Below are 14,617 nucleotides of genomic sequence, written 5' to 3'. Positions count from 1 at the left end.
TTATATTATGAAACTGGTACTGCTTTTTCTTTTTTCCATGAAAGACCGAATCCAGTAAAGCCGACGATAATGGTTACGACTGGACAAGCTAAACAGAAGATTGCGTATGGCAGGTAATCGAATGTTGGAACGCTAAGAACGTTTGTTAAGAATACGCCACTGACACCCCATGGTACGAGTGGATTAATTACTGTACCAGCATCTTCTAATACTCGTGATAAATTACGACGCTCTAAACCGACTTCATCGTATTTATTAGCAAATGCTTGTCCTGTTAAAACGATGGATAAGTACTGCTCACCGAGTAAGAAGTTTACACCAATTGCAGTTGAAGCAGTAGAAATAATTAAGCGTGTGCTATTTTTTACGAAGCTAGAGATAATATTCATCAGCTGCGCTATAATGCCCATTCCTTGTAATAATCCTCCCATACACAGAGCTAGGAAAATAAGAGCGATTGACATCATCATACTTTGCAGACCACCGCGAGATAATAAGCTATCAATATCTTTAATACCAGTTTTAGAAACGTATCCGTCTTGCATAATTTTCATTAAATCCGCTAAAGAAGTGCTAGGTTTAAAAATAAAGAGAATAATAATCCCTACCACAATTCCTGCAAGTAATGTTGGAACTGCGGGTACCTTTTTAAATGCGAATAGGAACAGTAATAAAATGGGAATCAGCGTAACGATAGAAATCGTTGCATTTTTTTCTAGTGTGTTAATAAATGCTGAGAAATCAACGTTTCCACCAGATCCGCTTCCTAAAATGAAAAATGCGATAAAAGCAATAATGAAAGCTGGTACTGTTGTCCAAAGCATGTTACGAATATGTTCAAATAAATCTACACCCGTTACAGCAGGCGCTAAGTTTGTTGTATCAGATAAAGGAGACATTTTATCTCCGAAGAATGCACCAGAAATAATTGCACCAGCAATAAGAGCTGGATCGTATCCAAGGGCAGTACCCATTCCCATAAAGGCAAGTCCTACAGTTGCAGCAGTTGTAAATGCACTACCGATACTCGTTCCAACAATTGCACAAACAACAAAAACAGTTGGAACGAAAATTTTTGGAGATACAAGTTGGAAGCCATATACCATTAAAGTTGGAATAGTTCCAGCTGCGATCCAAACGCTAATTAATACGCCTACAAGTAAGAAAATAAATATAGATGGAATACCAGCTGAAATACTACTGATCATCCCTTTCTCCATAGTAGACCAAGAGATTCTCTTCAGGAATCCAAATGCTAATAAAAGAACGATACCAAATAAAATTGGGATGTGTGGTGAAACTTCTAATTGAATAACACTAAAACCAATACAGAAAAAGATAAAAGTTGTTAAAAGAACAGACTCAATTTTTGAAACCATTGTTTTCCCCTCCTAAGTAATGTGAAATAGCTCTTTTTTATATAAAATTCGCCAATATTGTATATTTCCTTCTAAATTTTAGAATTTTTTGACAAATTACCGGTAATTGTTGGTTCTTCTATATGATGCGGAAATGATTGGATAAAAAAACGTCCCTGCATATAATTATGCAGGGACGAAGAAATCGCGGTACCACCCTAGCTTGTGAAATGAATGTATCACAAAATAAAGGGTCATATGATATGCGCTTATAAAATAAAAAACGCCCCTGCAATATATGCAGGGACGAAAAATTCGCGGTACCACCCTAAATTGTGAAACAGTGTCGTTTCACCACTCTTTAGACATAACGGTCTATAACCGTCTTTCACTACTCCTCACGTTTCGTAAAAGAAGCTCCAGGGGGTAATTCATAATTCGCTCTGTACTGGTTCGCACCGACCACCAGCTCTCTGAAATCAGAAATCGAAATACTACTAAATCCTATCATCGCCGATTCATATGATGTTAGTTAAATTTTTATCACATTTTCATCTTAAATGTCAATAAAAATATTAAATGTTTTTTTAGGGAAATAAAGGAGAATTGTTTTAAAGCTCTAATTTTGTACGTTATAATGAATTTGAAAGGGGAGGAAAGAGTGAAGAAAAAAATAATTCTTTTTACCACCTTACTAGTCGTTGGCGGAAGTGCTGGAATTTACACAGCTTTTGCGGCTGAATCAGAGCAGTTGAAACAAAAACAAATACAACAGTCAGAAGTGAAGAAAGTAAAAGAAATAGAAGAGAAGAAATCAATGGAAAAAGCAGCAGAGAAACTAGGAGTTTCTACTGAGGGGAAAACAAAAGAAGAGGTTACGAAAGAAGTAAATACCGCTAGGTTTGAGAAGCGTCATGATTTATTAATTGAGCACGCTAAACAACTTGGAATTGATACAGAGGGAAAAAAAGATGAAGAAATTATTTTAGAAATTGGAAAGATACAGCATGGAAAGTAGAACAACTTATCGTATGATAAGTTGTTCTTTTTTAAGAACTATTTGATTTTAAAATAATTGACAGTCATTCGGATTTAATGTTAACTATATTTATAAACAAGTTAACATTAGGAGTGACAGTTGTGACAATAAATAGTAGAACGATTGAAAAATCATCTTATACATATGAAGAATTAGCAGAGAAAAATAAAGCTTACGTATGGCACCCATTTACACAAATGAAAGATTATTTAGAAGAAGATCCTGTCATTATTGAACGTGGAGAGGGAAGAAAGCTATACGATGTAAATGGTAATGAATATTGGGATGGTGTTTCATCTATATGGTTAAATGTTCACGGACATCAAGTACCGGAATTAGATGAAGCAATTCGTGAGCAATTAAATAAAATTGCTCATTCTACTATGTTAGGACTTGCTAACGTTCCATCTATTTTATTAGCAGAAAAAATTATTGAGGTTGTACCAGATGGATTGAAGAAGGTATTCTATTCTGATTCAGGTTCTACCGCTGTTGAAATTGCAATTAAGATGGCTTTCCAATATTGGCAGCATAAAGGGAAACCAAAAAAACAAAGATTCGTTACATTAAAAGAAGCATATCACGGTGATACAATTGGAGCTGTTTCAGTAGGGGCAATAGACTTGTTTCACCAAGTGTATAGTTCGCTCTTATTTGATGCGATTAAAATGCCGTATCCATATACATATCGTTCTCCTTACGGAAATAATAAGGAGGAAATTGTAAAAAGCCATTTAGAAGAAATGGAAGAATTGTTGAAAGAAAAGCATGAAGAAGTAGCTGCCATCATTGTAGAGCCATTAATGCAAGGTGCTGGCGGAATGATTACAATGCCAAAAGGATATTTAAAAGGACTGCGCGATTTATGTACAAAGTACAATGTATTATTTATTACAGATGAGGTAGCGACTGGATTTGGGCGTACAGGGAAAATGTTTGCGTGTGAACATGAAAATGTGACGCCAGACATTTTAACTGCTGGTAAAGGTTTAACAGGTGGATATTTACCAATTGCAGTTACGGTAACGACAGATGAAATATATAATGCCTTCTTAGGAGAATATGAAGAACAAAAAACATTTTTCCATGGACATAGCTACACAGGCAATCCGTTAGGGTGTGCCGTAGCAATCGCGAATCTAGAACTATATGAAAAAACAAATTTAATAGAAGAAGTGGCACGTAAAACGGATTATGTGGCAGCACAATTAGAAAAGCTCTTTGCGTATAAACATGTAGGTGATATTCGTCAGTGCGGATTAATGGTTGGTATCGAGCTTGTGAAGAATAAGGAAACGAAAGAAGCTTTTGACTGGAAAGAAAGAGTCGGTGTTCAAGTATGTAAACGCTCAAGAGAGCTGGGTATGATTTTACGACCGCTAGGTAACACGATTGTATTTATGCCGCCACTTGCTTCTACTTTTGAAGAGATTGATGATATGTTACGCATCTTATATAAGGCAATCTCGGATGTTACGGAGGGAGAATAATGAGTGGTTTTTTCATAACAGCAACTGATACTGAAGTTGGAAAAACAGTAGTTGCAGGTGCTATAGCAGGTGTATTTAGAGAATTAGGATATAACGTAGGGGTATATAAACCGTTGCAAAGTGGGCATGTTGCATCAAACCCTGAGGGAGATGCGGCAAGGTTAAAAGTATTATCAGGTGTACCGACACAAGAAAATGAAATTTGCCCTTATTCTATTGAAGAACCACTTGCTCCGAGACTTGCCATGAAAAGAGCTGGAAGAGTAGTAAAGTTAAAAGAAATTACTGATTACTATAATGAACTATTAAAAGAGTTTAATAGCTTATTTGTAGAAGGAGCAGGTGGGCTTGCTGTCCCATATACAGAAGATGCTTTAGTAATTGATTTTGCAAAAGAATTACAGTTGCCTCTTATTGTAGTAGCTCGTCCTACGTTAGGAACAGTAAATCATACAGTGTTAACGATTGCTTACGCAAAGGCGCATGGCCTAACCGTAGCGGGTGTCATTTTATCAGGTTGCAAAGAATGTGAAATGGAAAGAGTGCAAGAAAATAAAGAGATGATTGAAGAGTTGAGCGGGGTACCAGTTTTAGGATTATTACCATTCTTTGAAGGTGAGTTTACGAAAGAAGAAGTATTGGAATCTGCAAAAGAACATATTATGATTTCAAAATTAGAGGAGTTTATCCAAAATGAATCAAACGTGGCGGGCGCACCTTCAATCTAAATTACAACAATTACATGAGCAAGGGCAGTATCGAAATTTATATGTAACAGAGCAGGCAGAAGAGACTTGGCTTATTCGAGATAAAAAAAGGATGTTAAATTTAGCGTCAAATAATTATTTAGGGTTAGCTGGAGATGAAAGGTTAAAAGAAGCTGCTATTGCCTGTACAAAAAGATATGGAACTGGAGCGACTGCCTCTCGTCTCGTTGTAGGAAATCATCCATTATATGAAGAGGTTGAGAGAAGCATATGTGACTGGAAAGGTACTGAAAGAGCTTTAATTGTAAATAGTGGGTATACGGCAAATATAGGTGCCATATCTTCTTTAGCCTCTCGGCAAGATATTGTTTTTAGTGATAAGTTAAATCACGCAAGTATTGTTGATGGAATCATATTAAGCGGGGCAGAGCATAAAAGGTATCGTCATAATGATTTGGATCATTTAGAGAAGCTTTTGAAAATGGCTTCGCCTGAAAAGAGGAAATTAATCGTAACAGATACCGTTTTTAGTATGGATGGTGATACTGCGTATTTGAGAGATTTAGTACAACTGAAAGAGAAATACGGAGCAATCATTATAGTCGATGAAGCACATGCGAGTGGAATATATGGAATCGGCGGAGCTGGATTATCTCACATAGAAAAAAATCTTGCTCAAAAAATTGATATACATATGGGGACGTTTAGCAAGGCTTTAGGGTGTTATGGTGCGTATTTGACAGGTGATGAAATTTATATAGAGTATTTACAAAATATGATGAGAAGCTTTATTTTTACTACAGCTTTACCACCAAGTACGTTAGGGGCGGTGCAAAAAGCAATTGAAATTGTAAAAGAAGATAACGAAAGAAGAGAGAACCTTATAGCAAATGGAGAATACTTCAGAACTAAATTAAGGGATGCTGGTTTTGATATTGGGAATAGTTCAACTCATATTGTACCGATTGTAGTCGGTTCGAATGAACATGCTTTACGGTTTAGTGAAAGGTTACAAGAAGCAGGGATTGCGGCCATTGCAATTCGTCCGCCAACTGTGCCGGTTCATAGTTCTCGAATTCGCTTTGCAGTTACATCGCAACATACAATAGCTGATTTAAAATGGGCTATTGACCGAATTATCCACATTGCGAAAGAAGAGGAGCTTTTCGTATGAACGATCTAAAGATTATTTTTATCCCCGGATGGGGAATGGAAGAGAATATTTGGGATTTAGTACTTCCGTATTTTAAAGGATATCCTGTTCAATGCATAGATTGGCGTAATATGAACGAACGAAGTGAATTTGTGGAACGAATTATAGATGTAGCGCATAACGACAACGTAATTTTAGTTGGTTGGTCACTAGGAGCGTTAGCAGCAGTTGAAGCTTATAAAAAGATTAAGGCAAAAGGCATCGTATTAATTGGTGGTACTGCTAAATTTACAAATACGAGCGATTACAGTAACGGATGGAATGCCTTGCATGTAGAACGGCTGAAAAGGAATTTGTTGAGAAGGAAAGAAGATACGCTCAAGCGGTTTTATGAAAATATGTTTACGAAAGATGAGCTAAAAGGGAATAAAAACTTTGAAGACATTGTAGACCGTTTTAAAGGTGATTCTATTCAGTCTTTACAACTAGGTTTGGATTATTTAATAGAAACAGATATGAGAGAAGAACTAAAAGAAATTAAAGTACCTATACTACTTATTCACGGAGAACAGGATGTAATATGCCCATTGTCTGCGGCACGTAGTATGACGGAGAATAGCAGCAGCGAGCTGAAAGTAGTAAGTGAAGCAGGGCATGCATTATGTGTAACGAATTTTGAATATTGTGCAAATGAGATAATTCAATTTGTAGAGGGGATACGACATGATCAACAAAACGTTACTACAAAAACGGTTTAATGGGGCAGCCGTATCTTACGATCGATATGCAAATGTACAAAAAAAGATGGCACGTTCATTACTTTCAATCTTAAAGGAACGATATAGTGAAACGGCATCAATACGTATTTTAGAATTGGGGTGCGGGACGGGGTATGTAACAGAGCAATTATCAAAGTTATTTCCGAAAGCACATATTACAGCAGTTGATTTTGCTGAAAGTATGATTGCGATTGCGCAAACTAGACAAAATGTAAAAAATGTAACGTTTCACTGTGAAGATATTGAGCAATTACGATTAGAAGAATCATATGATGTCATTATTTCAAATGCTACATTTCAATGGTTAAATAATTTACAACAAGTGTTAAGAAATTTATTTCATCATTTGTCTATAGATGGGATATTACTCTTTTCAACGTTTGGACATGAAACATTTCAAGAATTGCATGCCTCGTTCCAACGTGCGAAAGAAGAAAAAAATATAAAAAATGAAACAGCGATTGGTCAACGTTTTTATTCGAAAGATCAGTTGCTTCATATATGCAAGATAGAAACAGGAGATGTGCATGTTTCTGAAACATGTTACATAGAGAGTTTTACAGAAGTTAAGGAGTTTCTGCATTCTATTCGAAAAGTAGGAGCAACTAATAGCAATGAAGGATCATATTGTCAAAGTCCCTCACTCTTTCGTGCGATGCTACGCATATACGAAAGGGACTTCACGGGAAATGAAGGGATAATGGCAACGTATCATGCTTTATTTATGCATATAACAAAAGAGGGGAAGAGATGAAATGAAACAAGTACAAACAAAAAGGGATTGGAAAAAGCTTGCATACGATGTAGTGGAAGAGAAGATGATTACGAAAGAAGATGCAATAGCGATATTAGAAGCTGATGATACAGAAGTTTTAGAAATTATGAATGCAGCTTACATCATTCGCCATCATCACTTTGGTAAGAAAGTAAAATTGAATATGATTATTAATACGAAATCTGGATTATGTCCTGAAGATTGTGGATATTGCTCACAGTCTATTATTTCAGAAGCACCGATTGATAAATATGCATGGTTAACGCAGGAGAAGATTGTAGAAGGGGCACATGAAGCAATACGCCGTAAAGCAGGTACATATTGTATTGTAGCGTCTGGTCGTCGTCCGACGGATAAAGAGGTAAATCACGTAATTGGAGCAGTTAAGGAAATTCGTGAAACGACAGATTTGAAGATTTGTTGTTGTTTAGGTTTCTTAAATGAAGATCAAGCAGGACGTTTAGCGGAAGCTGGCGTGCATCGTTATAACCACAACTTAAATACACATGCAAATAATTACGATAGTATTTGTTCAACTCATACGTATGATGATCGTGTTGATACAGTTCAAAAAGCGAAACAAGCTGGTATTTCACCATGCTCTGGAGCGATTTTTGGCATGGGAGAAACAATTGAAGAGCGTGCTGAAATTGCATTTGAATTACAACGTATAGATGCAGACTCTATCCCTTGTAATTTCCTTGTTGCTGTAAAGGGGACACCTCTTGAAGGGCAAAAAGAGTTAACGCCAGTAGAATGTTTAAAAGTACTGGCAATGATGCGTTTTGTAAACCCAACAAAAGAAATTCGTATTTCAGGAGGACGTGAAATCAATTTACGCTCTGTACAGCCAATCGGTCTATTTGCAGCAAATTCTATTTTTGTCGGGGACTACTTAACGACAGCTGGACAAGAGCCAACTGCGGACTGGGGTATGATTGCAGATTTAGGATTTGAGATTGAAGAATGTGCATTATAAGATAGATGAAAAAGCAAACTTGTAAAAGGGTTTGCTTTTTTTTGTAAATAAAATGTAATAAATAGTTGTGAACGCTTGATACTATTGGTTTTTGAACGAAAAAAAGAATTTTTGTGGACGAATTTTCCAAGCCCTAGTTGTACATAGTAAATATGTAATTTATATTGGGTTGGAGGATTTTACATGTACAAATACATATTAGCGATTATGACTTGTTTAATTTTAATAAAAGCAATAAGTTCTGATCCAGTTAAGGCTGCTGAAAATCCTGAACAAAAAGAGATGCAACAAAGAATCGAACAACACTTTCGAACGAAAGCTGAACATTTTGGATTGAAAACGGAAGGAAAAGATTTAAAGGAAGTTAGAAAAGAAATTACTATCATAGAAGAAGCGAAAAAAAGAGAGAATGTATGGAGAACAGCACAAGCTCTTCATATAAAAACAGAAGGAAAAACGATGAATGAATTAATAAAAGATGTACAAAAAAAGGTGGAAAAATAAAAAGAGGCCGCAGCCTCTTTTTATGCCCATTGTTTTGATAAGTGAGCCATTTCAATTGCAGCAACAGCTGATTCATATCCTTTATTACCAGCTTTCGTACCTGCGCGTTCAATCGCTTGTTCAATTGTTTCTGTCGTTAATACGCCGAAAATAACTGGGATGTCCATTTGTAGTGATAAAGACGCAACACCTTTTGCTACTTCATTACAAACGTAATCGTAGTGAGTTGTAGCACCTCGGATTACAGTACCTAATGTAATAACAGCATCATACTTTCCGCTACTCGCCATCTTTTTAGCGATTAAAGGAATTTCAAATGCACCAGGAACCCAAGCAACATCAATATCATTTTCTTCTACACCGTGACGCTTTAATCCGTCTAAAGCGCCGCCAAGTAACTTACTTGTAATAAATTCATTAAAACGTCCAACAACAACTCCAACTTTTAATCCTGTACCAACTAAATGACCTTCGAATACCATAATAAATCTCTCCTTTAATTATAAGTTTAGTAAGTGTCCTAATTTGTTTACTTTCGTTTGTAAATACGATTTATTTTCTTCTTTTGCCGGCATTTGCAACGGTACACGCTCGACTACTTCTAAATCATAACCTTGTAAGCCAGCAATTTTTCTTGGGTTATTCGTTAATAATCGTAAACTTTGTAAACCTAAATCTTTTAATATTTGAGCACCGATACCGTAATCACGAAGATCAGCAGGGAAGCCAAGTTTTTCATTTGCTTCTACAGTATCGAATCCTTCTTCTTGTAATTTATAAGCGCGAAGCTTATTAAGAAGCCCAATGCCTCGTCCTTCTTGTCTCATATAAAGAAGAACGCCTTTTCCTTCACGCTCAATTTGAGCAAGTGCTGCATGGAGTTGTGGTCCACAATCACAGCGGCATGAACCGAATACATCTCCTGTTAAGCATTCAGAATGAACACGTACAAGTACCGGTTCACCTGTTGAAATATCACCTTTTACAAGTGCGATATGTTCTTTCGTATCTAATGAGTTAGAATAGCCAATTGCTTGGAAAGTACCGAAATCTGTAGGTAATGTAATTTCCACTTCTCTCGTCACAAGTGTTTCATGATGGCGGCGATAAGCAATTAAATCTTCTATTGTAATCATTTTTATATCAAATTGTTTTGCGCATTCTATTAAATTAGGTACACGTGCCATCGTGCCGTCCTCATTTATAATCTCGCAAATAACTCCAGCTGGTTCGGCACCGCATAGCTTTGCTAAATCAACAGCAGCTTCTGTATGACCTGCACGACGCAGGACACCGCCTTCTTTCGCAATTAATGGAAAGATATGTCCAGGCCGATTGAAATCAGTGCCTTTTGATGCAGGGTTTAACAATTCTTGTATCGTAGTTGCACGTTCGTGAGCGCTAATTCCTGTTGTTGTAGAAACATGGTCAATGCTCACTGTAAACGCAGTGTGATGTGAATCTGTATTATGAGATACCATTGGTTCTAATTGTAGACGTTCTGCGTACCCTTCCGTAATCGGTACACAAACGAGACCACGGCCATGTGTAATCATAAAATTAATTGTTTCTGATGTAATGTACTCTGCTAAAGCAATAAAGTCGCCTTCATTTTCTCGGTTTTCATCATCACATACGATAACGACTTTACCTTGTTTTAAATCTTCTAGAGCTTCTTCAATACGATGAAACATTGTGCTTCCCCCTTATAGAAATCCGTTTTCTTGTAAAAAACTTTCGGTCATTGAACCTACTCGTTTTGCAGGTTTAGTAATAAAGCGTTCGATATATTTACCAATCATGTCACACTCAATATTTACGATATCTCCGGCATTTTTTTCTCCAATGACAGATTCGCTTACTGTGTGCGGGATGAGTGAAATCGTTATGGAAGCTTCGTCTATATCAAATATCGTTAAACTCGTTCCATCAACAGCAATGGACCCTTTATGCAAACAATAGTGTAGCAATTCATCAGAAATTGCTATTTTATAATAGACGGCATTGTAATGTTGTTTTTTAGTTAAAATCGTTCCGATGCCATCAATATGTCCTGAAACGAAATGTCCACCGAATCTTCCGTTTGCAGACATTGCCCGCTCTAAATTTACTTTAGAGTGGGGTTTAAGCATGCGAAGCGATGTCGACTGCATCGTTTCAGGCATTGCATCAACTGTAAATGAAGTAGTTGTAAAGTTTGTTACAGTTAAGCAAATACCGTTAACCGCGATACTATCACCTAAGTGAACATCTGATAAAATTTTCTTTGCATGAATCGTTAATTTCATCGCTTCTCCGCTTTGTTGCATGTTTGCTATCGTTCCTAATTCTTCTACAATTCCTGTAAACATTCCGTCACCTCGTTTCGGGCATTCGCAACGATTTTTATATCATCACCAATTTGTTTCATCTCTTGAATTTTCAAGGAAAGCGCATCTTGTAATTTTGAAAAACCATATCCTCCAAATAAAGTAGGAGCATCTTTCCCACCAATTAATTTCGGGCTTATATAGGTTACAATTTCATTAAAATTGTTTGTTTTTAAGAAACTTGCATGAATCGATTGGCCACCTTCAACGAATAGAGAAAGAATTTGTTTTTCTCCAAGAAAGGAAAGAAGGTCCTCGATTTCTATATGCTTCGTTTCCATTTGGAATATAGCTATATTTTTAGATTCATAAGAAGATATCTTCTCTTTCTTTACATCCTTACCGACAATAATCCATGTCGGTGCTAAACCATCTGTTATAACATGAGAAGATGGTGGCGTTCGTAAATGGGTATCTAAAACAACGCGAATAGGATGTTTTCCCCCATTTAGAATTCTTGTTGTTAAATGAGGATTATCAGCTATAACTGTATTCACTCCAACAAGAATTGCATCATGTGTATGGCGATATTGGTGAACATCAGCACGTGCTTCTTCACCTGTAATCCACTTACTTTCACCAGTTACAGTTGCTGTTTTTCCATCTAAGCTCATCGCTGTTTTGATTGTTACAAAAGGGCGTTTCGTTTTCATGTAGTGAAAAAAGTAGCGATTTAATAAAACTGCTTCTGCTTCAAGAACACCGGTAGTTACTTCAATTCTAGCTTCCTCTAATCTTCTTTTTCCGTTACCAGAAACGAGCGGATTACAATCGAGAGTAGCAATTACAACACGCTTAACTCCTTTTTCGATGAGCAATTCACAACAAGGTGGTGTTTTTCCAAAGTGGCTACACGGTTCCAGTGTTACATAAACGGTAGCGTCTTTGGCGTTCTGACCAGCCATTTGAAGGGCATGAACTTCTGCGTGTTCTTCACCAGCTCGTAAATGAGCCCCCATACCAACGATGTTTCCATCTTTTACAACAACAGCACCAACCATAGGATTTGGACTTGTTTGTCCTGATGTCCCTTCTGCTAACTGCAGGGCAATCCTCATATATTCTTGATCTGTCATTTTCTTCACCTCTCCTAAAAAAATCAAAAAACCCCAAGGATTTAATATCCTTGGGGTTTGGGAGACGTGATTTCTAGAAATATAGTTTGAATACGAAAGCATAGGAAAGAAACCTAACGATAATTGATATTTCTGCATAAAGAAAAAACCCAGCAAAATATCGAATTTTTAAACGCTAGTTGTCTCTTTTTATTTCAGTATAAAAAATAAGTATAGAAAATTAAACATATATAAAGAATCAAAATGAATCTTTAAAAATATGCATACTGAAATAAAAGTGTATTCACTATATAAAAAACTAGAAACATATCCTTCTCCCATCCAGACTATACTGTCGGCCCTAGAGTTTCACTAGATCCACCGTTTTCGAGTTGAAAACGGGTCACGGACTTAGAAGTTTTCACTTCATCACCGCCGGTTGGGAATTTCACCCGACCCCGAAGGATGCTGTTTGCTCAAATTATAGCACAAAAAAAATAAAAGGCTAGTAAAAAATATTCGAATGTGAAGAATTGTGTGAAAATATATGTGGGCTGGAATGGAAATAAAAGTATTAGAAATGTTGTAAGGAGAAGGGATATAACGGAGTTACTAAAAAGAAAAAAACATGCACAAAAAAATGTGCATGTCACATGTAAAATTATTCTGCCTCTGGTGCTCTAACAACAGACTCGAATTTACCTTTATGCGAAGCGTCGCAATAAGGCATATTTTTTGATAAACCACAACGGCATAAAGAAAATGCCGGTTTTGCTGGGAATACATTCCCTTGTGAGTCGACTAATTCCACGTCCCCTGTAACGCGAAAAGAGCCATTATCATTTACTTTAATTTGTACTTTTGCCAACGTTATCCCTCCTTCCCAAACGCTTAATTTCATCATATAATCAAGGGAAGTGCTTGGCAATATAAAGTGAAACTTTAATTAGTGGGGGAGGCATCCCCCACTAATTATTAGTTGAACCAATCGGGCTTTTAGGGGCAGTTAATCTCCCACCTAACGTCTTTGTTTCAGCCGAATTTTGAGGTGGGAGTTTTACTGCCCGCAAATAGCGGGGAAAAAAGAGCACTTTGTTTGAGAAAGAAGAGAGTGTTATAATAGTTTTCATAACTGACTAGAGTAAGGTGACGAGAGATGGATAAACAATTACATACATTACGAAACATTGCAAATGAGCGCACGTGGGCATCATTTTTGAATGATAATCATCCATATAGTTTGTTACATTGGTCCATTGCAGGTGTAGGGCAAGAGGCAAAGGATGTTTGGTTACTTCAAGATGAAGTAACATTTCAAACGACAGAATTCCCAACGTTAGATGATGCAATGCAATGGATTTCTGAAAATATGGAACAAGTTACAGACGTTTTAGCGCAATAAAAAACAGGCTTATGCAAGCCTGTTTTTTGTTTCTTTCACATATGTGTTTAAAAATTGATCGACGGCTGCTTCGTACTCTTCTTTATTTTCGTTATAAGAGCAAGCGTGTGCACCGTGTTCTGCAATATAAAGCTGCTTATTATTTTCTTTCGCTTCATATAACGCTTTTGTCATATCAGCTAAAATATAGTCGTCATCTTTACTATGAATAAAGAGAACGGGATTGTTAATGTTTTTTATACAGTCGATTGGTGAAACTTCACGAATTGTATAACCGTCACGAACTTTCAAAAATGCGTTTGCTAAAGGTAATAAAGGCCATTTTGGTAAATGGAATTCAACCTTTAAACGGTGCTGTAATTGTCCGTGAAAATCAGAGAAAGGACAATCTGCAATATAGAAATCAGCACCATCTTCTACAAGTCCTGCGTATTGAAGAAGTGTTGCAGCTCCCATAGATTCACCATGAATACCAAGTGTAATATTGGTGCCAAAACGGTTTTTTAGCCAGTCAACTACGGATTTTAAATCATGTTTTTCATAGTATCCATAGCTTGTTGTTTTTCCGCCAGTTTTACCATGACGACGATGATCGTAAATGAGGACGTTATATCCTCTTTTTAAGAATAAGTTTGCATATTTTACAGAGTTTATTTTATTTACAGTTACACCGTGGCAAAAAACCATAAACTTATTGGTGGAATGACCAGCAGGAATGTAATATCCGTGAAGGTCGTATCCGAATTGTGAAGGGATATGAATTTCTTCTTTATGAAGAGCATCAAAATCCTCTATACGAAAATGTTTTTTCGTTTCTCTTTCGAGTACTTCTTCCTCTGTTTTTTTCTTTAAGTACATCACTTTATTTGTAAAGAAAATCCCAAGGGCAGTTATTGCACCTAGTATAGTAAACAATGCTGCAAAAAAACGTTTCATACTTTACCTCATCCTCCAAATACCGTTACATGTGATACACTTATATTGTATCACAATGATATAAAAGGGGA

The 14,617-nt window shown here is 36.6% G+C and carries 16 protein-coding genes, 1 riboswitch and 1 other annotated feature; of the genes, 9 read left to right on the top strand and 7 right to left on the bottom strand.

Annotation, left to right across the window (positions count from 1 at the left end):
- Positions 1–5 precede the first annotated feature (5 nt).
- The gene (gene nhaC, locus C4S65_RS06995; RefSeq protein ID WP_061666316.1) at positions 6–1,379 is read right to left on the bottom strand and encodes a Na+/H+ antiporter NhaC; all 1,374 of its coding nucleotides are present in this window, start codon (positions 1,377–1,379) and stop codon (positions 6–8) included.
- Positions 1,380–1,657: 278 nt separating this feature from the next.
- Positions 1,658–1,878 (bottom strand) — a binding site (T-box leader).
- Between the two features lie 141 nt (positions 1,879–2,019).
- Here nhaC and C4S65_RS06985 point away from each other — a divergent pair.
- The 8 genes from C4S65_RS06985 to C4S65_RS06950 all read left to right on the top strand — a co-directional run bounded on the left by C4S65_RS06985 (position 2,020) and on the right by C4S65_RS06950 (position 8,784).
- Positions 2,020–2,376: a hypothetical protein gene (locus C4S65_RS06985; protein ID WP_000726908.1), complete on the top strand. Its 357-nt coding sequence runs from the start codon at positions 2,020–2,022 to the stop codon at positions 2,374–2,376.
- A gap of 77 nt (positions 2,377–2,453) precedes the next feature.
- On the top strand, positions 2,454–3,887 hold the full coding sequence (gene bioA / locus C4S65_RS06980) for an adenosylmethionine--8-amino-7-oxononanoate transaminase (RefSeq protein WP_003307757.1): 1,434 nt from the start codon (positions 2,454–2,456) through the stop codon (positions 3,885–3,887).
- Positions 3,887–4,615 carry a dethiobiotin synthase gene (gene bioD, locus C4S65_RS06975; protein WP_000012477.1) on the top strand — a complete coding sequence of 243 codons (729 nt, stop codon included), beginning with the start codon at positions 3,887–3,889 and terminating at the stop codon, positions 4,613–4,615. Before bioA ends, bioD begins: the two co-directional genes overlap by 1 nt.
- A complete protein-coding gene (bioF, locus tag C4S65_RS06970; RefSeq protein ID WP_001077299.1) occupies positions 4,581–5,768 on the top strand; it encodes an 8-amino-7-oxononanoate synthase in 1,188 nt (395 codons plus the stop codon). The genes bioD and bioF overlap by 35 nt, the downstream gene beginning before the upstream one ends.
- Positions 5,765–6,505, top strand: a complete 741-nt coding sequence (locus C4S65_RS06965; RefSeq protein WP_061666319.1) for an alpha/beta hydrolase — start codon at positions 5,765–5,767, stop codon at positions 6,503–6,505. Before bioF ends, C4S65_RS06965 begins: the two co-directional genes overlap by 4 nt.
- Positions 6,471–7,280: a malonyl-ACP O-methyltransferase BioC gene (gene bioC / locus C4S65_RS06960; RefSeq protein WP_061666320.1), complete on the top strand. Its 810-nt coding sequence runs from the start codon at positions 6,471–6,473 to the stop codon at positions 7,278–7,280. Before C4S65_RS06965 ends, bioC begins: the two co-directional genes overlap by 35 nt.
- 1 nt (position 7,281) lies before the next feature.
- Positions 7,282–8,280, top strand: coding sequence for a biotin synthase (gene bioB / locus C4S65_RS06955; RefSeq protein ID WP_000815856.1), 999 nt, complete (start codon positions 7,282–7,284; stop codon positions 8,278–8,280).
- A gap of 183 nt (positions 8,281–8,463) precedes the next feature.
- A complete protein-coding gene (locus C4S65_RS06950; RefSeq protein ID WP_061666321.1) occupies positions 8,464–8,784 on the top strand; it encodes a hypothetical protein in 321 nt (106 codons plus the stop codon).
- A gap of 20 nt (positions 8,785–8,804) precedes the next feature.
- Here the strand turns inward: C4S65_RS06950 and ribH are convergent, their stop codons facing one another.
- The 5 genes from ribH to C4S65_RS06925 form a co-directional block, all read right to left on the bottom strand.
- Positions 8,805–9,266: a 6,7-dimethyl-8-ribityllumazine synthase gene (gene ribH, locus C4S65_RS06945; protein WP_000230895.1), complete on the bottom strand. Its 462-nt coding sequence runs from the start codon at positions 9,264–9,266 to the stop codon at positions 8,805–8,807.
- 18 nt (positions 9,267–9,284) lie between these two features.
- Positions 9,285–10,478, bottom strand: a complete 1,194-nt coding sequence (gene ribBA / locus C4S65_RS06940; RefSeq protein ID WP_061666322.1) for a bifunctional 3,4-dihydroxy-2-butanone 4-phosphate synthase/GTP cyclohydrolase II — start codon at positions 10,476–10,478, stop codon at positions 9,285–9,287.
- A gap of 12 nt (positions 10,479–10,490) precedes the next feature.
- Positions 10,491–11,135: a riboflavin synthase gene (gene ribE, locus C4S65_RS06935; RefSeq protein ID WP_000493902.1), complete on the bottom strand. Its 645-nt coding sequence runs from the start codon at positions 11,133–11,135 to the stop codon at positions 10,491–10,493.
- The gene (ribD, locus tag C4S65_RS06930) at positions 11,117–12,229 is read right to left on the bottom strand and encodes a bifunctional diaminohydroxyphosphoribosylaminopyrimidine deaminase/5-amino-6-(5-phosphoribosylamino)uracil reductase RibD (RefSeq protein ID WP_061666323.1); all 1,113 of its coding nucleotides are present in this window, start codon (positions 12,227–12,229) and stop codon (positions 11,117–11,119) included. The genes ribE and ribD overlap by 19 nt, the downstream gene beginning before the upstream one ends.
- A 305-nt stretch (positions 12,230–12,534) precedes the next feature.
- Positions 12,535–12,678: riboswitch (FMN riboswitch) on the bottom strand.
- A 191-nt stretch (positions 12,679–12,869) separates the two neighbouring features.
- Positions 12,870–13,076, bottom strand: a complete 207-nt coding sequence (locus tag C4S65_RS06925; protein WP_001151582.1) for a CDGSH iron-sulfur domain-containing protein — start codon at positions 13,074–13,076, stop codon at positions 12,870–12,872.
- Between the two features lie 288 nt (positions 13,077–13,364).
- Between C4S65_RS06925 and C4S65_RS06915 the strand changes: the two genes are divergently transcribed.
- On the top strand, positions 13,365–13,610 hold the full coding sequence (locus tag C4S65_RS06915) for a DUF2552 family protein (RefSeq protein ID WP_000360793.1): 246 nt from the start codon (positions 13,365–13,367) through the stop codon (positions 13,608–13,610).
- A gap of 9 nt (positions 13,611–13,619) precedes the next feature.
- Here C4S65_RS06915 and C4S65_RS06910 read toward each other — a convergent pair whose 3' ends face one another.
- Entirely contained in the window at positions 13,620–14,546 is a 927-nt protein-coding gene (locus tag C4S65_RS06910) for an alpha/beta hydrolase (RefSeq protein ID WP_000819234.1), read from the bottom strand.
- Positions 14,547–14,617: the final 71 nt, after the last annotated feature.

It is taken from the genome of Bacillus sp. ok061, assembly GCF_900108285.1.
Lineage (GTDB): Bacteria > Bacillota > Bacilli > Bacillales > Bacillaceae_G > Bacillus_A > Bacillus_A thuringiensis_S.
The sequence above is the reverse complement of the archived record's forward strand: the minus strand, read 5'-3'. Positions and strand labels throughout refer to the sequence as shown.

What these genes read in the sequence shown, in the direction of transcription:
- nhaC (WP_061666316.1), bottom strand. Translation starts at nt 1,379, where the DNA reads ATGGTTTCAAAAATTGAGTCTGTTCTTTTAACAACTTTTATCTTTTTC.
- bioA (WP_003307757.1), top strand. Translation starts at nt 2,454, where the DNA reads ATGTTAACTATATTTATAAACAAGTTAACATTAGGAGTGACAGTTGTG.
- bioD (WP_000012477.1), top strand. Translation starts at nt 3,887, where the DNA reads ATGAGTGGTTTTTTCATAACAGCAACTGATACTGAAGTTGGAAAAACA.
- bioF (WP_001077299.1), top strand. Translation starts at nt 4,581, where the DNA reads ATGAATCAAACGTGGCGGGCGCACCTTCAATCTAAATTACAACAATTA.
- C4S65_RS06965 (WP_061666319.1), top strand. Translation starts at nt 5,765, where the DNA reads ATGAACGATCTAAAGATTATTTTTATCCCCGGATGGGGAATGGAAGAG.
- bioC (WP_061666320.1), top strand. Translation starts at nt 6,471, where the DNA reads ATGATCAACAAAACGTTACTACAAAAACGGTTTAATGGGGCAGCCGTA.
- bioB (WP_000815856.1), top strand. Translation starts at nt 7,282, where the DNA reads ATGAAACAAGTACAAACAAAAAGGGATTGGAAAAAGCTTGCATACGAT.
- C4S65_RS06950 (WP_061666321.1), top strand. Translation starts at nt 8,464, where the DNA reads ATGTACAAATACATATTAGCGATTATGACTTGTTTAATTTTAATAAAA.
- ribH (WP_000230895.1), bottom strand. Translation starts at nt 9,266, where the DNA reads ATGGTATTCGAAGGTCATTTAGTTGGTACAGGATTAAAAGTTGGAGTT.
- ribBA (WP_061666322.1), bottom strand. Translation starts at nt 10,478, where the DNA reads ATGTTTCATCGTATTGAAGAAGCTCTAGAAGATTTAAAACAAGGTAAA.
- ribE (WP_000493902.1), bottom strand. Translation starts at nt 11,135, where the DNA reads ATGTTTACAGGAATTGTAGAAGAATTAGGAACGATAGCAAACATGCAA.
- ribD (WP_061666323.1), bottom strand. Translation starts at nt 12,229, where the DNA reads ATGACAGATCAAGAATATATGAGGATTGCCCTGCAGTTAGCAGAAGGG.
- C4S65_RS06915 (WP_000360793.1), top strand. Translation starts at nt 13,365, where the DNA reads ATGGATAAACAATTACATACATTACGAAACATTGCAAATGAGCGCACG.
- C4S65_RS06910 (WP_000819234.1), bottom strand. Translation starts at nt 14,546, where the DNA reads ATGAAACGTTTTTTTGCAGCATTGTTTACTATACTAGGTGCAATAACT.